General features: G+C 62.2%; 16 protein-coding genes and 1 tRNA gene. 1 reads left to right on the forward strand and 16 read right to left on the reverse strand.

The window, feature by feature from the left end:
• Nucleotides 1-98: 98 nt before the first annotated feature.
• The 12 genes from L4923_RS15365 to L4923_RS15420 form a co-directional block, all read right to left on the reverse strand.
• Complete coding sequence (locus L4923_RS15365) at nucleotides 99-722, reverse strand: transglutaminase-like cysteine peptidase (protein WP_239366556.1); 624 nt, start codon at nucleotides 720-722, stop codon at nucleotides 99-101.
• Nucleotides 723-971: 249 nt separating this feature from the next.
• Entirely contained in the window at nucleotides 972-2,249 is a 1,278-nt protein-coding gene (locus L4923_RS15370) for a polyhydroxyalkanoate depolymerase (RefSeq protein ID WP_239366558.1), read from the reverse strand.
• Nucleotides 2,250-2,544: 295 nt separating this feature from the next.
• Nucleotides 2,545-2,907, reverse strand: a complete 363-nt coding sequence (locus L4923_RS15375) for a septal ring lytic transglycosylase RlpA family protein (RefSeq protein WP_239366560.1) — start codon at nucleotides 2,905-2,907, stop codon at nucleotides 2,545-2,547.
• 465 nt (nucleotides 2,908-3,372) lie between these two features.
• Nucleotides 3,373-3,457: transfer RNA gene (locus L4923_RS15380), tRNA-Leu, on the reverse strand.
• A 171-nt stretch (nucleotides 3,458-3,628) separates the two neighbouring features.
• Nucleotides 3,629-4,249 carry a 2,3-bisphosphoglycerate-dependent phosphoglycerate mutase gene (locus tag L4923_RS15385; protein WP_239366562.1) on the reverse strand — a complete coding sequence of 207 codons (621 nt, stop codon included), beginning with the start codon at nucleotides 4,247-4,249 and terminating at the stop codon, nucleotides 3,629-3,631.
• 16 nt (nucleotides 4,250-4,265) lie between these two features.
• Nucleotides 4,266-5,087 carry a 4-hydroxy-tetrahydrodipicolinate reductase gene (gene dapB, locus L4923_RS15390; RefSeq protein ID WP_239366565.1) on the reverse strand — a complete coding sequence of 274 codons (822 nt, stop codon included), beginning with the start codon at nucleotides 5,085-5,087 and terminating at the stop codon, nucleotides 4,266-4,268.
• 3 nt (nucleotides 5,088-5,090) lie between these two features.
• Nucleotides 5,091-6,932 carry an ABC transporter ATP-binding protein gene (locus L4923_RS15395; protein ID WP_425530954.1) on the reverse strand — a complete coding sequence of 614 codons (1,842 nt, stop codon included), beginning with the start codon at nucleotides 6,930-6,932 and terminating at the stop codon, nucleotides 5,091-5,093.
• Nucleotides 6,933-7,153: 221 nt separating this feature from the next.
• A complete protein-coding gene (locus L4923_RS15400; RefSeq protein WP_425530955.1) occupies nucleotides 7,154-8,176 on the reverse strand; it encodes a glucokinase in 1,023 nt (340 codons plus the stop codon).
• A 290-nt stretch (nucleotides 8,177-8,466) separates the two neighbouring features.
• The gene (gene mepA, locus L4923_RS15405) at nucleotides 8,467-9,561 is read right to left on the reverse strand and encodes a penicillin-insensitive murein endopeptidase (RefSeq protein WP_425530956.1); all 1,095 of its coding nucleotides are present in this window, start codon (nucleotides 9,559-9,561) and stop codon (nucleotides 8,467-8,469) included.
• A gap of 99 nt (nucleotides 9,562-9,660) precedes the next feature.
• Complete coding sequence (locus tag L4923_RS15410; protein WP_239366573.1) at nucleotides 9,661-10,566, reverse strand: SDR family oxidoreductase; 906 nt, start codon at nucleotides 10,564-10,566, stop codon at nucleotides 9,661-9,663.
• A complete protein-coding gene (queG, locus tag L4923_RS15415; RefSeq protein WP_239366575.1) occupies nucleotides 10,563-11,729 on the reverse strand; it encodes a tRNA epoxyqueuosine(34) reductase QueG in 1,167 nt (388 codons plus the stop codon). Before queG ends, L4923_RS15410 begins: the two co-directional genes overlap by 4 nt.
• Nucleotides 11,710-12,402: a glutathione S-transferase family protein gene (locus tag L4923_RS15420; RefSeq protein ID WP_239366577.1), complete on the reverse strand. Its 693-nt coding sequence runs from the start codon at nucleotides 12,400-12,402 to the stop codon at nucleotides 11,710-11,712. The genes queG and L4923_RS15420 overlap by 20 nt, the downstream gene beginning before the upstream one ends.
• A 250-nt stretch (nucleotides 12,403-12,652) precedes the next feature.
• Between L4923_RS15420 and L4923_RS15425 the strand changes: the two genes are divergently transcribed.
• On the forward strand, nucleotides 12,653-13,591 hold the full coding sequence (locus L4923_RS15425) for an undecaprenyl-diphosphate phosphatase (protein ID WP_239366579.1): 939 nt from the start codon (nucleotides 12,653-12,655) through the stop codon (nucleotides 13,589-13,591).
• Between the two features lie 94 nt (nucleotides 13,592-13,685).
• Here L4923_RS15425 and L4923_RS15430 read toward each other — a convergent pair whose 3' ends face one another.
• The 4 genes from L4923_RS15430 to L4923_RS15445 form a co-directional block, all read right to left on the reverse strand.
• Nucleotides 13,686-14,663: a complex I NDUFA9 subunit family protein gene (locus L4923_RS15430; protein ID WP_239366581.1), complete on the reverse strand. Its 978-nt coding sequence runs from the start codon at nucleotides 14,661-14,663 to the stop codon at nucleotides 13,686-13,688.
• A gap of 177 nt (nucleotides 14,664-14,840) precedes the next feature.
• Nucleotides 14,841-15,842 carry an Ldh family oxidoreductase gene (locus L4923_RS15435; RefSeq protein ID WP_239366583.1) on the reverse strand — a complete coding sequence of 334 codons (1,002 nt, stop codon included), beginning with the start codon at nucleotides 15,840-15,842 and terminating at the stop codon, nucleotides 14,841-14,843.
• A 56-nt stretch (nucleotides 15,843-15,898) separates the two neighbouring features.
• The gene (locus L4923_RS15440; protein ID WP_239366585.1) at nucleotides 15,899-16,684 is read right to left on the reverse strand and encodes an ABC transporter permease; all 786 of its coding nucleotides are present in this window, start codon (nucleotides 16,682-16,684) and stop codon (nucleotides 15,899-15,901) included.
• Nucleotides 16,684-17,463 carry an ABC transporter permease gene (locus L4923_RS15445; RefSeq protein WP_425530957.1) on the reverse strand — a complete coding sequence of 260 codons (780 nt, stop codon included), beginning with the start codon at nucleotides 17,461-17,463 and terminating at the stop codon, nucleotides 16,684-16,686. Before L4923_RS15445 ends, L4923_RS15440 begins: the two co-directional genes overlap by 1 nt.
• Between the last annotated feature and the right edge of the window lie 181 nt (nucleotides 17,464-17,644).

Raw genomic sequence — 17,644 nt, forward strand, 5'->3', positions numbered from 1 at the left:
GAGCATTTTGTAGCCAAGTGGAATCACTTGGCGTTACAAAAATGCGGCGAAACACGCCCTTAGAGCGTTTGTGAAAAACGGAAACGCTCTAGGTGTCGTTACTGAACCGCGCCGACCAGCACCTGTTGGCCATCGCGGATGGAAACCCAGCGGCCGGTGTCTTCGATCGCCTGACGCTTCAGGAAGCGATAGCCGCTCTGATCCCAGGGTTTGACCTTGTCGGTCAGGTTGTCGAGCACCAGATCGCCCTTGTCGGTCCGCACGGTCAACACCGCATGGCCTTCGCCATCGGGCTTGCGAACCACCGTCACCAATAGGTTGGCCAGCGAAACGCCCTGCCTGGCCAGCCTGCGGCGCTTTTCGAGCACATAGTCCTCGCAATCGCCGACGCCCTTGTCCGGATAGGCCCAGACCTCGTCCTTGCCGTAGATATCCTGGTCGCTCAGCGGCTTGACTGCGGCATTCACCGCAGCGGTTACCCTTGCCAGCTTGTTCCAGAGTGCCGAGGTCAGCCTTGCGGGCGCCAGGTCCTTGGGGTGAACCGAACATTCGGCCGGTCGCGTCTTGCAGAATTCATAGTGGCCGATCGGCTGGGTGGTTCGGCCGCCTGTCGCCATGGCTCCGGCTGCCGATGCCGAAGGCATCGCCCAGATCGCTGCAGCCAGCCCAATCGCGGCCGCCGCAAAGACACGCAAACCTTGCGTCGCTGGTGAGGAGTTCATAGTCCCCCGCTCGCCCCTGTTATTAACGAAACGTTAATGACTATTTACATGGCGTGTCAATTGATCCTTACGGCGGATTCGCCGAAAGGGTTAATCAGGCCTCGGTCATTGCGGTGATTGCGCAACAGTGGACGAAAGCGATTTTCGCCTGGATGCCAGATCCAGCCCAAAAAGCAGCACGCGCTGGACGATTTCCTAGAAAACAGTCCTTGCGTGCAGCAAGCGGCCCGCAGCTTCAAAAAGACGTGATCAGGCTTGAGCCGGCTTGGTTGCCTTCCGCTTCACCGCAACCTTGCTGTTACGGCCGTAGCTGGTGATGAAATCTACGATACGCGGCACGATCTCGGCACGGAAGCGGGAGCCGTTGAACACGCCGTAGTGGCCGACAGCCGGCTGCATGTAGTGCGCCTTCATGTCGGCAGGAATATTTGCGCACAGGCTGTGCGCAGCCTCTGTCTGGCCGAGCCCCGAAATATCATCGTTCTCGCCCTCGACCGTGAACAGGGCGACATTGCGGATGGAGCCCGGGTCGATCTTGGTACCACGGTGCTTCATCTGTCCTTTCGGCAAGGAATGGCGCACGAACACCGTTTCCACCGTTTGCAGGTAGAATTCGGCGGTCAGATCCATCACCGCCAGATATTCGTCGTAGAACTCGCGGTGCTTCTCGGCACTGTCGCCGTCGTTCTTCACCAGATGCATGAAGAAGTCCTTGTGGGCGATGATATGCCGGTCAAGGTTCATGCTCATGAAGCCGGAAAGCTGCAGGAAACCGGGATAGACATCGCGGCCGAAGCCCGGCACCGGCCAGGGTGCCTGCATGATGACGTTGTCGCGGAACCAGTCGATGCCCTTTTCTTCGGCCAGCAGGTTGACCGCGGTCGGGTTGCGGCGCGTGTCGATCGGCCCGCCCATCAACGTCATGGTGGCCGGCGCGAAACGATCGCCGCGCGCTTCCATCAGTGCCACCGCCGCAAGAACCGGCACCGAAGGCTGGCACACCGCCATCACATGGGTGTCAGGGCCCAATGCGTGCAGCATCTCGATCACGTAGTCGATGTAGTCGTCGAGATCGAAAGGGCCGGCGGAAAGCGGCACCATGCGGGCGTCGACCCAGTCGGTGATGTACACCTCGGCATGAGGCAGCATCGCCTCCACCGTGCCGCGCAGCAGTGTCGCGTAGTGGCCCGACATCGGCGCCACGATCAGGAGCTTGGGGTCGGCGCGTCGGCCTGTCGGCACTTCACGCTGGAAGTGGATCAGATTGCAGAAGGGCTTTGACCAGACGGTGCGTTCGACAACCGGCACCGTCTTCCAGTCGACCACGGTTTTGTCCAGGCCGAAAGCCGGCTTGCCATAGCGACGGGTCGTGCGTTCGAATAATTCCGCCGTTGCGGCCACCGAACGGCCCCAGGGCGTGTGCGAAAACGGGTTCAAGGGGTTGGTGTAGAGAACCCGCACTGCTTCGGCGTAAGCACGCGCTGGCTGCAAGGCAGCATGGTTCATCTCGTAGAACTGATAGAACATTAAAAACGGTCTCCGCTGCCCTCGGAAAGAAGGGCTACAAGCGGCCCAGCCGCTTCACTCTGTCGCAACGAAGTTAACAAGAAATTGTTGCGGCGCAATAGATCACGTTGCGTGAGTTATCCCCATACTTTGGGCCAAAACCTTGAAAAAGGTCGAACAAGCAGCCCAGCCGGCTATGGGTGCAGATGCGAAGGCACACCTCGGCGGGGTGGGGCGACGGCGAACGGTTTCTGCGTCGCGAATCAAAAGCGCCGCAACTGGGCGGCGCTTTTGATTGGTTGCGGATGTGGTCGGATCAGACCCTGGCCATGCAGACGGCGGCGTGACCGGAGCTGACGAAGCCCAGCTGTCGTGCCGCACCGCGCGACAGATCCAGCACGCGACCCTTGATGAAGGGGCCTCGGTCGTTGATGCGCACGACGACGCTCTTGCCGTTGTTTTTGTTGGTAACCTTGAGCCGGGTGCCGAAAGGCAGGCTGCGATGTGCGGCGGTCATGGCGGAAGGGTTCATGCGCTCGCCCGAAGCGGTCTTTGAATGCAAGGCATACCAGGAAGCGCGGCCGCACTGTGCAGCGGCAGAGGAGGTGGACGCGCCGGCGACAAGGCCGACCGCGACTGTGGCCGCGGCAAGCGCGGCCTTCTTCTTGTTGATTGTCATTCCGGGGGAACGGCTCCGTTGATCGAATAGGAGGCCGTTAGGGGCAAATGCGGCGGCAAATCTGGCGTGTTTCGGGCGATTTCGTGGCGCGTGCACACGTTTTGAAACACCGGGAAACAGTCTGTCAGAATATTGTCTGACAATTTTGCAGTTGAGATTACGAATCGCAGTGCCGGAAGACAGAATCGCCTTAGCGGGCGAGAGTCTGATCTCCAAGTAAAATTCTGGAATTTCTCAGTGTAATCTCTGCTGTTGTGCAATCACACCAGGAGCGGCCGAGAGTGCATTATTGGGCCTGTTCAAAACAGGCGACGCTGTTCACAGCTGAGAGGGATCATCTCGGGTGATTAAACAAGCTTCGGTTGCGTGGCGATGGCCGGCGACGCTTGCCGGAAATTAAAAAAGCCCGGCAATGCCGGGCTTCTTAAATGCTAGCCGCTCCTTGTCGAAGCAACTGCGGAAACTTGGTGCCCAGAAGAGGACTCGAACCTCCACGCCTCGCGGCACACGGACCTGAACCGTGCGCGTCTACCAATTCCGCCATCTGGGCTGGTGGGCGCTCATGTAAGCGGGCAGACCGACCCTGTCAACGCGCTTTTTTCAAGCGATGCTGAGCCGCGGCACAATTGTCACTGACTGGCGCCGGCAAATTGTCACAACCGCTCATGCCTGCCGAAAGACCGAAGTTATTTTCGGCAAGCGCGGTGCGTGGAATTAGGGCTTAGTCGGCCAAGATTTCCTTCGACGCGACGGTCGAGTCGGCATTGAGCTCGTAGATGATCGGCACACCGGTGCCGAGTTCCAGCTTGACGATCTCTTCGCCCGTCAGCCCGTCAAGGGCCATGATGAGTGCGCGCAGCGAATTGCCATGGGCCGCCACCAGAACGGTGCCGCCGGCCAGCACATGCGGCTGCAGCGTGTGCAGGTAGTAGGGCCAGACGCGCGCGCCGGTATCCTTGAGGCTCTCGCCGCCGGGCGGGGGCACGTCATAGGAGCGACGCCAAACATGCACCTGTTCTTCGCCCCATTTCTGGCGGGCATCGTCCTTGTTGAGGCCGGACAGTTCGCCATAGTCGCGCTCGTTGAGCGCCTGGTCGCGCACCGTTTTCAGGTCGCTCTGGCCGACAGCGTCGAGAATGTGCTGGCAGGTCTTCTGGGCGCGTTGCAAGGCCGAGGTGAAGGCGATGTCGAATTTCAGCCCGCGTGCTTTCAGCTTGGCTCCGGCTGCCTTGGCCTCAGCGTGGCCCTGTTCGGTCAGGTCGACGTCGCGCCAGCCGGTGAACAGGTTCTTCAGGTTCCAATCGCTCTGGCCGTGGCGCACGAGCACGAGAGTTCTCGACATGTTTTCTCCTTTGACTTCAGGCGTTCCGGCCAAGGCCGAGCACGTCCCGCATGGAATAGAGGCCGGGCTTGCGGCCATGAGCCCACAACGCCGCCTTCACGGCGCCACGAGCGAAGATGGCGCGGTCCTCGGCATGGTGGCTGAGCGTGATCCGCTCGCCGGGACCAGCAAGAAATACCGAATGCTCGCCCACCACCGAACCGCCGCGCAGCGTGGCGAAACCGATGGTTTTTGCCTTGCGTGCGCCAGTGTGGCCGTCCCGTGTGCGCACGCTGTTCTCTGCAAGGGCGATCTCGCGGCCTGCAGCAGCGGCCTCGCCAAGCAGCAGGGCGGTACCGGATGGAGCGTCGACCTTCTGGCGATGGTGCATTTCGAGGATCTCGATGTCGAAATCCTCCGGGTCGAGCGCCTTGGCCGCCTGCTCGACAAGCACGGCGAGCAGATTGACCCCGAGGCTCATATTGCCAGACTTAACGATCGTGGCGTGGCGTGCCGCGGCGGCTATTGCCGCCTCATCCTCGTCTGAGCAACCGGTGGTGCCGATGATGTGGGCAATGCGTGCCTGGGCCGCATAACCGGCGAACTCCACGGTGGCGGCGGGCGAGGTGAAGTCGAGCACCCCGTCGGCTTTGGCGAAGGCCGGCAACGGGTCGTCACTGATCGCCACGTTGATCGGGCCGATGCCCGCAATCTGGCCGACATCCTTGCCGACATGAGGCGAGCCTTGTCGCTCGATGGCGGCGGCAACAGTTGCGCCTGGGATGGTGGCGATGGCGCGGACCAAGGCCTGGCCCATGCGGCCTGCCGCACCCACCACAACCAGCTTCATCTCGCTCATGTGCTATCCCCCGGTCGTTCCATCTGCTTTGTTCGTGATCGCTTCGACCGCATCGTCGTCGACCAGGCCAAGCCCATGCCCGCCTTGCAGATTGTAGAAATGAGCGTAGGCGCCGTTCGGTCGGGCGACCAACTCATTGTGCGTGCCTTCCTCGACCAACTGGCCCTGCTCGAGAACGACGATATGATCGGCATTCACCACTGTCGACAGCCGGTGTGCGATCACGATGGTGGTGCGACCCCGCATGATGGTGGTCAGCGCCTGCTGGACACGCGCTTCAGATTCATTGTCCAGCGCCGAGGTCGCTTCATCGAGAAGCAGGATCGGTGCCTGACGGATGATGGCGCGTGCGATCGACAGGCGCTGGCGCTGTCCGCCCGAAAGCGTCACGCCGTTTTCGCCGACCGGTGTCTCATAACCTTGCGGCTGTTGGCGGATGAAATCGTCTGCTGCGGCTTGTTGAGCAGCGAACTGGATTTCGCTGTCGCTGGCATCCGGCCGACCGTAGCGGATGTTGTCGCTGATCGTGCCTTCAAACAGATAGGGCTGCTGCGAGACGAAGGCGATCGACTGGCGCAGCGACTGTTTGGTGACTTTGGAGATATCCTGGCCGTCGATTTCGATCGTGCCGTCACTGACGTCGTGGAAACGCTGCAGCAAGGCAACTAGGGTCGACTTGCCGGCGCCCGATGCGCCTACGATCGCAGTCGTTTTACCGGCTGCGGCGGTGAAGGTGAGGTTGCGGATAACCGGCTTGTCGGGCGTGTAACCAAAGGTGACATTGTTGAAGCGGATCTCGCCGGTTTCGATCCTGGCTTCCGTCGCTCCTTCCGCATCGCCCTGTCGGGGCTCGATGTCGAGCAGTTCGTAGATCATGCGTGCATTGACCATCGCGCGCTCGACATTGACCTGCGTACGGGCAAGGCGCCGTACCGGATCATAAGCCAGCATGAAGGCGGTGATGAACGACATGATATTGCCGGGCGGCTGGCTGCTATAGGCCGAACGGTACACCGAATAGGCGACGACGCCGGCAATGGCGAAACCGGCCAGCATTTCCGTGACGGGCGCCAATCGCTCCGAAACACGGGCGATCTTGTTGTAGCGGGACTCAGCCCGATCGACGAGGTCGCCGATCTTGCGGGTCAATTGCTCTTCCATGGTGAAGGCCTTGACCACGGCGATACCCTGCACCGATTCCTGCATGGCGCCGATCAGATGCGAGTTGATCTCGACCGATTCCCGCGTCACGCGGCGTACACGGCGCATGATGTAGCTGACCGCCCAGACCAGCGGCGGGCCGATCAGGAAGATGCTGGCTGCCAGGAAAGGAGCCTGATAGACCATGACGGTCACGAGGCCGATCAGGGCGACGAGGTCGCCAGCGACCGATTTCAGTGTCATCGAGAACAGGTCGCGGATACCGGCGACGTTTTCGTTGATGCGCGCCGCCAGCTGCCCCGACCGTGTTTCGGTGTAGAAGTCGATGCCCAGCTTCATAAGATGGCCGAAGACGCGCTTCTGGTAATGGGCGACGATGCTGTTGCCGATCTTGGCGAGCGTTACGGCGGAACCGTAGGTGGCAAGGCCGCGCACCAGGAAGATGCCGATGATGGCGCCGCAGATCCAGGGCACCTTGTCGTATTGATGCTTGTAGAAGAGGTCGTCGATCATGGGCTGCATGATCCAGGCCGCGCCGCCGGTCGTGGCGGCCAGGGCGATCAGGCAGAACGCCGCCAGCCAGTAGGATTTCAGGTGCCCGCGGCCCGCCTCGTCGTAGATGCGGCGCAACACAGCGAAGACTTCGCTGGGGTCAGCTCTTCTCTTTGGTTCGTTGGAAGCCAAATTTCAGTCCGCGCACTGTATTCGTCGGGTCGCCCTTCAGCGTCGGGCATCCTATTAGCCTCATCGGCCGTCCTTGCCTATGGCCAATGGGCAACGCGCGCAAAATGCTTGCCAGCCTGGTCTAGCGCATTTTCGGCGAAACAAGGTCGCCTCCCATGCTCTATCTTTCTGTTCTTGCGCAATTCCGGTCGCAAAACCGCGGCGCACCTTTGCTGGAATGCTCAGCTGCTCCAGCGTCGTCCTTCGGTCTCGACGCCGAACAAGGATGGCGCCCGCGCATAGGCGGCAAGACCGGCCAAAGCCGCCAGGGGGTGCGTGATGACATAGACAGGCATCGACCGCATCATCTCGCTGTGTGGCGCCTTGTCTTCGAAAGCGGCGCGGAAATTGCCTGCTTTCAGTGACGGCACGATCTTCTGCGCGATGCCGCCGGTGAGGAAGACGCCGCCATGGCTCTTGAACACCAAGGCCAGATCGCCTGCGGTACGTCCAAGGCAAGTGACGAAGAGTGAAAGCGCTTCTTCAGCCACCGGATCGGATTTCGCCAGTGCTGCAGCAGTAATCTCGGCGGGCTTTGTGAAAGAAGCCGTCTTGCCGTCGGCTTCGGCGACGGCCCGATAAACATTGACCAATCCGCGTCCGCACAGGATCTGTTCACCGGAAATGCGGCCTTCGATCTTCTCGATATGCGGAAACACTTGGAAATCGCGCGGTGTGCGCGGCCCGATATCCATGTGCCCGCCTTCACCGGGAACTGGAATCCAGTGGCCGAGGGCGTGGATCAGCCCGGCAACGCCGAGGCCGGTGCCTGGGCCAAGCACGACACGGCTGGCGTTCGCTTCGGCCTCGCCGCCGCCGATCTTTTCCATATGCTCTTCGCCGAGCGCCACCACGGCAAGGGCCTGGGCTTCGAAATCGTTCAGGACGACGACCTCGCTGAAGCCGAGGTCGCGCAGCATCACCTTGGGGCGGATCACCCAGGGGCAGTTGGTGAGCGGAATCTCATCGCCATCTACCGGACCGGCAATGGCTAGCACCGCGGAATTCGGCCGCACGGAAGAGCGGTCGAGGACGGCTGCCTGGATGGCGGCGTCGATCGTTTCGAAATCAGCTGTCTGGACAATAAAGGGTTCGCCCGCCTCGGCATTGGCGTCGAGCACGATGGAGAACCGCGCATTGGTGCCGCCGATGTCGCCGATCAGGATCGGGAATCTCAGCCCGGCGCTTCCGTCAGTCATTCCCATCCCCGGTTCGACGCGGCGATGGCTCGCCTCGTATTCGCAACAGTCCGCCGGGAGCAAGGACACCCCGGCACTTCAGAGCCCCGTATCGTGCTTCACGAAAATCGATTTCGATTTTCGGGCCGATACGTGAATGCAGTCTTCACGCCGATTCGGCGATCTGCAACCTTCTCAATCGATTGAATGCTATAAACAAACAGAAGCGTGCCTGAAAGAGCGCTTTTCGGGCTGAATCCGGTGGTTCGGAGAAGCGCCCAGGGAAGGGCGCTTTTTTGATTTCGCGCAGACCGAAGTCAGTTGCCGGGGCGTGGGCGCGGCAATGGAATGCCGATCTTCGGCGTTGGCGCGAAAGCACTGGCAGTCACCGGCGTGAGGGGCGTCTCGCCGATCGTGCCCGGCGGGGTTGGAGCCGGTTCCGGCGAAGCAGCCACCGCCACCGGCGGCCGGCCATTGCCGTAATAGGTCACGGCTTCCGCCGACACCGGTGCGGGCGCCTGCAGCACCAGACGGCATTCCTTCGGCAGACTTGCCATGGTCATGATATCGCGCGCTTTTGGGGCGTCCGGGTTCTTGTTCGGGCGCCATGGCTCCTCGGTGAACCACCAGGCCAGCGACTTGTCGCAGCCATCGCCCGGCGTTGTCGCCGCCTGCTCCTTGCAGCCATGAGATCCGGGCTGACAGCCGATTCGGACATGGAAATGATAGTCGTGGCCCCAGAACGGCCTGATCTTGCGCAGCCAGCTGCGGTCACCGGTCACCGTGTCGCAGAGCTTCTTCTTGATGCCTGGGTTGACGAGGATGCGCTCGACTTCCGGGTAGCTTGCCGCACGTTTGAGGAGCTGGGTGTGCTGGGGTGTCCACAGCCGGTCGTAGACGCGATGCGTCTTCGGATCGACCATCAGCCTGGCGCTCTTGTTCTCGCGCTCGGCCATGGTCAGCTCGCGGCTCGGCTTCGGGGTCAGCCAGATGTCGGCATCAAGACCAATCTGGTGCGAGGCGTGACCGCTGAGCATCGGCCCACCGCGCGGCTGCGAGATGTCGCCGAGCAGAAGGCCTGGCCAGCCGTCGGCCTCGGCGTCGCGCGAGAATTTCTCGAGCAGCGCGATCATCGCTGGGTGGCCCCAGCGGCGGTTGCGCGAAGGTCGCATCACCGTCCAGGTGTCGCCTTCAAGCGGAATGGCAACGCCACCGCTGAAGCAGCCCTTCGAATAAAAGCCGAAGGATCGTGGCTCCGTCGCCGCCGGCAGCTTTTCGGCGCCGAACAGGTTCTTGGCCAGTTCTTCGGCCATGACCGGGCGCGTCTCGAATTCGAATGCGCCCACAAAGGCAGCCAGGCCCGCTAGCGTCAGGACCGTTTTGCGAGCAATGGTTCGCAGCCTTTTCGTCACTTACCCTCTCCCTGCTTGCGCAGTCCCTTCAATTCCATCTGGAGCGACCCGCCTGGCTAGCCCGTCCGAATCATACCACGGCGCGGCCGTTACCTGCGATCACGACCGCTTCATTGGGCTGCGCGCTGCTCCTTGGTCCCAATTTCCGCTTGCCCACATCTGGTCGAAGGCAGAACGGTAGTCGGGAAAGCGGAACGAATAACCCGTGGCCTTGATCGCCGCGTTGGCGACACGCTTGTTCTCGCCATAAAAGGACCGCGCCATTGGCGAAAGTTGGGCGGTGGCGAAATCCGTCTCCGGCGGCGGCTGTACTTTCATCAGAGCGGCGGCGTAGCTCACAACGTCCTGCGGCGGTGCAGGCAGATCGTCGGTGACGTTGAAGATGCCGCCGATATCACGCTGGGCTAGATGACGGAGCGCGCCGGCAATGTCGTCGCGATGGATACGGTTGAACACCTGGCCCGGCTTGATCAGCCGCCTGGCGGTGCCGTCTTTCAGATTGACGAAAGCGTTGCGGCCAGGGCCGTAGATTCCGGAAAGGCGCAGCACTGCGACCGGCACTCCGGTTTCGCGGCCGAGCTTCTGCCAGTCCTGTTCGGCCTGCAGCCTCAGGATAGAGCGATCCGACACAGGCCGGCATTCCGCCTTTTCGTCGACCCATGCACCGCCATGATCGCCATAGACGCCCACCGTCGACAGATAGCCGATCCAGCGCAATAGCGGCATTCGGGTCGCGAGCGTGTCACGGGCCGTCCGCAGCACTGGATCGCCGGCTGCCCCGGGTGCGATCGAGATCACCAGATGTGTGGTTTCCGCGCATGCCGCTTCGATTTCAGGCGTGAGTTCTCCTTCGAAGAGCAATGGCTCGATACCGGCTTGCCGGAGTGCTTCGAACTTGCCTTGCGAGCGCGTCGTTCCGATAAAGCGGCCGAACTCTCGATTCTGGCTGGCGAAAGCCTGGGCAGAGTAGCCGGCACCGAAAATGAAGACCTTGTTGCCGTTCATGCAACCCTTCCGTTGTTGTTCGCTCCTTCGAGCGCCAAATGCCACTCGTCTCGAACGCCGATATCGTCTTCTTCAGATAATGCAGCTGCCGCCAACTCGTGCACTGTATCGCCTGCCGTCAGCCGCGACAGTGCCCACACCGCCGCACCTCTAACCAGGGGCGAAGCGTCATCAAGCAAGTCGCGTACTGCAGGGACGAGGCCTTGATCACCTGAATTGCCGGTGGCGATCAGCACGTTGCGGATGAAACGGTCGCGGCCGATGCGCTTGACCGGCGAACCGGAGAAGAGGGCGCGGAACCCAGCATCGTCGAGCTTGAGCAGATCGGCGAGTGCCGGTTCGCGCAGGTCGGCCCGTGCAACGAGCTTCGCCTCGGAGGCTGCCCGGGCGAATTTGTTCCATGGGCAAGCCGCCAGGCAATCGTCGCAGCCATAAATACGGTTGCCGATGGCGGCGCGGAATTCGCGCGGGATCGGCCCTTTGTTTTCGATGGTGAGGTAAGAGATGCAACGGCGTGCATCGAGCCTGTAGGGCGCGGGGAATGCATCGGTCGGGCAGGCGTCGAGACAGGCGCGGCAGGAGCCGCAATGATCATCCTCGGACGCATCCGGCTGAAGTTCGGCTGTGGTGAAGATGGTGCCGAGAAACAACCACGATCCGTGTTCGCGGCTGACCAGATTGGTGTGCTTGCCTTGCCAGCCGAGGCCCGCTGCCTCGGCGAGCGGCTTTTCCATCACCGGAGCCGTATCGACGAACACCTTCACGTCGCCGCCCGCTGCCGCCACGATCTTGCCGGCGATCTCCTTCAACCGCCCTTTGATGACGTCGTGATAGTCGCGGTTGCGGGCGTAGACAGAGATCGCACCGCGATCGGGCCGTTGCTGGAGCGCTCGTGGGTCTTGATCGGGGCCGTAGTTCATCGCCAGGACGACGATTGAGCGGACATCCGGCCACAGCACGGAAGGATCGGCACGGCGGTCGAGCGTCTCGGCCATCCAGCCCATCGAGCCGTGATGGCCGGCCGCCACGAACTCGGCCAATCGCGCGGGTGCCCGCGGAATGGCACCCGGCGTCGTGATGGCGACAGCATCGAAACCGGCGCGCCGCGCCTCTCGGTCGATCAGCTTGCGCAGCTTTGCCGGGTCAGAAATCGAGGTCCGCATAATGCGACACCGGCGACAGGCCGCGCACGCGGTCGGCCAGCAACGGTCGGAAAGAGGGGCGCGACTTCACGCGCGTGTACCATTCGCGCGCGGCATTGTGCTCGCGCCAGTCAATCTCGCCGAGATAGTCGAGCACGGAGAGGGTGGCCGCCGCGGCCAGATCCGCATAGGTGATGCGGTTGCCGGCGAGCCAGTGACGCGTGCCGGCCAGCCAGTTGGTGTATTTCATGTGCTGGCGGATGTTGGCGCGCGCTGCGCGGATGGCGGTCGAATCCGGCGAGCCGCCGCCGGCATCCGACGGCATATGCGGTTTCAGCACCCTTTCGCGTACGAGATGGCGCGTTACTTCGCTTTCGGTCTTGGTGAGATACCAGTCGGTGAGGCGGCGGATTTCCGCGCGCTCCATGGGTCCTTCCACGAACAGGCGCTTGTCGCGCTTCAGCACGCCGCGCGTCTCGTCCAGATACTCGGCTATCACGCCGGCACCGATGATCGGTACATCGCCTTCCGCGAGCAGAATCGGCAGCGTGCCGGCCGGGTTGAGTGCCAGGAACTCCTTTCGGCGCGTCCAGGGCTTCTCTTCGATCAGCGCGAGCTCTTCGCCATATTCGCCGAAGGCGAGGCGTACGAAGCGGCAACTGGCGAACATGGGGTGGTGGAAAAGCGTCAGCATTGTCCGAATGATATATGCGCTGGCGAATCGCTGGCCGCGCCGATAAGTCTTTCTTGCCCGATTCCACGGGTTATCAGGGTGCTGCGAGCTATAGGAGCAGTTGGGCACGCTGACAAGCAAGCCCTGGCGCCGCATTCGTCACAGTTTTGCAACTTTGACAGTGTTCTAAGCGCCAGTTCGACAGATTCGAGCGCGAGCGGACGCAAAGATCGGGTCCCGCTTTGCCGATCGCGCCGCCCGCGAGGTATTCATGAATTTCCAGACTTTGGTGGAAGCGCTGTTGCTCGGCCTGCTTGAAGGCCTGACCGAGTTCCTTCCTGTTTCTTCCACCGGCCATATCCTGCTGGCCGGCCATTTCCTCGGTTTCGAGTCCACCGGCAAGGTCTTCGAGGTGCTGATCCAGCTTGGCGCCATTCTCGCCATCCTCAGCATCTATTCGGGGCGCATATGGGCCTTCCTGCGCCGCCCGGGCGCTTTCGGCCTGCTGGTCGAGGCAGCGATCGGTGCCGTTGCGTCGCTGATCTGGCTGGCAGGTTGCGCTTTCGAGCTCGTCGCCGCGACGGTCAAACGTCGGCGCGTCAACCTGTTCGTCGCGCCGGAAATATCGAGCGACCACAGCGTGCGCCTGCTGGTCGGAGTATTCCTGGCCTTCCTACCGGCCGTCGTCATCGGCATGCTGGCGCATGACTTCATCAAGACAGTTCTGTTCGAGACGCCGAAACTGATCTGCATCATGCTGATCCTGGGCGGCATCGTGCTTTTGTGGCTCGACCGGCTCGATCTGAAACCGAAATATCACGATGCCTCGGAGCTGCCGCTGTCGATGTGTCTGAAGATCGGTCTGTTTCAGTGCCTGGCGATGATCCCGGGCACCTCGCGCTCGGGCGCCACGATCGTCGGTTCGCTGCTGATGGGCGTCGACAAGCGCGCCGCCGCCGAATTCTCCTTCTTCCTTGCCATTCCGACCATGCTCGGCGCCTTCACGCTCGACCTGATCAAGAATCGCCATCTGCTTTCGAACGGCGATTTTCCGGTCATCGCGGTCGGCTTCATTGCCGCCTTCATCACCGCTGTCATCGTCGTGCGCAGCCTGCTCGGCTACGTCTCGCGGCATGGCTATTCGCTGTTCGGTTGGTGGCGGTTGATCATCGGCAGCGTTGGGCTCGTCGCCCTGTTCATCTGGGGCTGAGCAGGAAAAAACGAGTCGCGTTTCCTGAATTAGGCCAAGCAATAGAAGAGGCCGGATCGCTCCGGCCTTTTGCTGCAATACAAGATCGGGAAGATCAGGCCGCCGGCCTGCGCTGGTCGAACTGGCCGGTGGCTCGGAAACGCCAGAGGTAGCTCGGCAGGATCGCTCCGATCGTGCGCGGCGTGATGCCGATCGCGGCGAAGGTACGCCCTTCCTTGATCGCCTCTTCTGAGACGACATTGTCGGACTGCAGTTGCGTGACCTGGTCGTTGGTGAGCAGGGGCTTAGGAAGCAGTTCCAGGATCGATGCCTGGACCCTTGCAATCCACCAAGGCAGCGAGATCAGCAGGCGCTTGCGTTCAATGACCGCCAGCATTTCCTGCATGCACTCCTTGAAGGTCAGCACTTTCGGCCCGCCAAGCTCATAGATCTTGCCACCCTCGACGGCGCCATCCACCGAACGTGCAATCGCCTCGGCAACGTCGCCGACATAAACCGGCTGCAGGCGAGTCTCGCCGCCGCCGAGCAGCGGCAGGGCAGGCGAAAGGCGGGCCATGGCGGCGAAGCGATTGAAGAAACCGTCCTCCGGACCGAAATTGATCGAGGGCCGATAGATCACCGCATTTGGGATGGTCTCGAGAACGGCTTTCTCGCCCAGCGCCTTGGTGCGGGCATAGGCGGATTCCGAATCGACGCTAGCCCCGAGCGCTGAAACATGGGTCAGGCCGGCGCCGACGGAACGGGCGGCTTCGGCGATGGCGCGGGCGCCGAAATCCTGCACCGCACCGAAACGCTGACGACCGCCTTCATAGAGGATGCCGACCAGGTTGACGACGTGATCGGCGCCCTGCACGGCGTGGTCGACCGACCAGCGTACACGCACATTGGCCTGGACGGGCTGGATCTGGCTGACATTGCCGAGTGGCTGCAGGTGACCAGCAAGGTCGGGACGGCGGCAGGCGACCCGGATGCGATAACCGCGCTTGGCCAGGGCACGCACCACATGCCGACCGACGAAGCCGGAACCGCCGAAAACGACGACAAGCTTGGGGGTCTGCAGGATTTCGGTCATGGCTGGCTCCGGCGCTCGAAAGCTTGGCTGAAGCCGTTTCATAGTCGGTTTCTCGCCAAAGGCAAAGGGCGACAGGACGTCGCCGCATTTGGGTGCCTCCTTCGAGGCTCGCCCGCAAAATACCGCGCCATTTATTCGGTCGGCGTGCCAGGCCCTCGAAGGGGCCGATACACCGCTTCAGCCTTTGTGCCGCTCGGCGAAATCAGCGATGCGCTCGATAATTTCCTTGGAAACGGTAATGCCGCGCGTTGCGGCTTTTTCGGTTGCTGAAGCCTTGGAAAGCCCCGGTATGTGAACGCCATAACGGCGGTCCAGACGGTCGATCTGGCCCCTCATGCGCGTCTCGAAACCGGGATCGAGCAGCTTGGGTTCGATCGCCAGCACGAACAGGCCGGTGCCGGGGCTGTCCGGCCCGCCGCTGAACCAGGGCGCATCGAGCGACCAGTTGGCGCCGGAAAGGCCGGCCGCCAGCACTTCGACCATCAAGGCGATGTTGGCGCCGCGTGCACCGCCGAAGGCCAGCAGCGCGCCCTTCATGGCGGAAGTGGCTTCGGTTGTCGGATTGCCGTCGGCGTCGAGCGCCCAGCCTTCGGGGATCGCTTTGCCGTCGGCGGCAGCCTTGCGGATGTTGACGAAAGCGGTCGCGCTCGACGACTGGTCAATGATCAGTGGTGGGCCGCCAGCCTGCGGGCAGGCAAAGGACATCGGGTTGGTACAATAGACCGGTTTTGTCGAACCGGAGCCTGCGAGCACCGCCGGGCCGTTGGTGGCGGCAAAGGAGACCAGTCCCTGCTCGGCAAGACGTCCGGTGAAATAGCCAAGTGCACCAGCGGTGTAGGCATTTTTCTGCGAAAAGATCGCCACACCGAACAGCCGCGCCGTCTTGGCGAGATCTTCAAAGGCCCGGTCGAAACCGGTATGGGCAGCCCCACCTTGCGCGTCGGAGAGGTAAATGGCCAACGCCGGTCGGGTGATCACCGGCTCCGCCTTTCCATGGATGCGGCCGGCTTCAAGCGCTTCCAGATAGTCGATGTAGTGGGACAGGCCTACGGCCTTGTTGCCCTCGGCCTCGGCTGCAATTGCTGCGGCAGCGATGGAGCGGGCGGTTTCATCGCTGGCACCGGCACCCAGCGCTGCCATGCGGCATAGCGCACTAGCCTGTTCGAGACTGAGCTGCATGCTTCCACCCCTTCGCTGCGTCCGTAATTCTACTTACGCCGCGATCCGGGCCGCAATTAGCCTAGCCTTGCCGGAATGCGCGCTTCGATCTTTCGGAACGCAAAGACGATTACCCCGGTAATGGCCATATAGACCAGTGCCAGAAGCAGCAAGGGTTCATAGGTGACGAAGGTCTCCTGCCGTACCCGCGATGCCACCGAATAGATATCGACCATGGTGATGGTCGCCACCAATGGCGTCGCTTTCAGCTGCAATACCGTTTCGCCGGCCAGCGTCGGCAGCGCTCGCCGCAGCGCCTGCGGCAGCCAGATGCGGCGAAAAGCGGTCCAGCGCCGCATGCCGAAGGCGCGAGCCGCTTCGAGTTGTCCTTTCGGCACTCCGGCAAAGGCACCGCGCATCACCTCGCCCTCATATCCGGCATAAGAAAGGGTGAGTGCCAGCACGCCGTAAGGCCATGCCTGTCTGAGATAGGGCCACAGGAACGATTCGCGGATCCAGGGAAACTGCGGGAACAGCGAGCCGAGCCCGTAGTAGAGCAGCCATAGCTGCAAGAGCAACGGCGTGCCGCGGATGATTGTGCAGAACAGCCGTGCCGGCACTGCCAGGAAAGCAGGGCCAGCCGCTTGCGCGAATCCGATCGGGATCGCGAGGGCAATGCCGAGCGTGACGGTGACCACCAGCAGCCAGATGGTGCGCCATATGCCCTGCAGGGCGAGCGGCAGATAGGCCGGCAGCCAGTCCCATCGCATGGTGAGGGCGCAGGCCAGCACGATCGCCGCCGCGAGGATGATCAGGGTGATGCGGTGCGGCTGCAGCCATTCGGATTTGGGGGCAGCGCCCATCAGCGTGTCTCCACGACCGATGGCATGCCGCGCCGCGAATAACGCTCGAAGCGGGAGATGATCACATTGGAGACAAGCGTCAGCGCCAGGTAAAGCACGCCGGCGGCGATGAAGAAGGTGAAATACGCCTTGGTGGCACCGGCCGCCAGCCGCGTCGTCTGCGTCAGCTCGTTGAAGCCGACGACAGCGAGAAGCGCCGTATCCTTGGTGGCGATCAGCCAGAGATTGGCAAGGCCAGGGATGGCATAAGGTGCCATCGCAGGCAAGGTGATACGCCTGAGTTGCAGCGAAGGCGACATGCCATAGGCGCGCGCCGCCTCGATCTGTCCTTGCGGGATGGCGAGGATGGCGCCGCGCAGCACTTCCGTTGAATAAGCCCCCTGGACGACGCCGAGCACGCAGATGCCGGCGACCAGGCCGTTGATGTCGACGGGCGCGTAGCCGAGAAGCGTTAGGAGCCGGTTCACCAGGTCGGTACCTGCGAAATAGAGCAGCAGGATCAGCACCAGTTCCGGAACCGCGCGCACGATCGTGGTGTAGAGGCCGAACAGGTCACGCACCATCGGGCTGCCATAGAGCTTGCCATAGGCGCCGCTGATGCCGATCAGCAGGCCGAGGCCGAACGATCCGCAGGCGATGCCGACCGAAGCCAGAAGGCCACGCAGCAAATTGCCGCCCCATCCGGGTGGATCGAATGCCAGAAGTTCGGCAAGGCTGGCTGCCGAGGCCGAAAGGAAGATGTCTGTCAGCGTCGTCACTCCGACTGAACAGCGCCGCATACCGCCGTTGGAGGATTTCGAATGAGCCGGCGCGCCCCCCGGCATGCCGGCTCACGACCCGACCTGGCGTGAAACGCTGGCGGGATGGCGCGGCGCCTCTCGGGGGCGTCACGCGGGACCCAGAGCAATTCCAGGAAAAGTGCGTAGCGGTTTTCCGTCCGGAATTGCGCCAGAAACAGAG

Origin of the sequence: Terribium retamae, assembly GCF_022347545.1 — a bacterium.
Taxonomy (GTDB): Bacteria; Pseudomonadota; Alphaproteobacteria; order Rhizobiales; family Rhizobiaceae; genus Mesorhizobium; species Mesorhizobium retamae.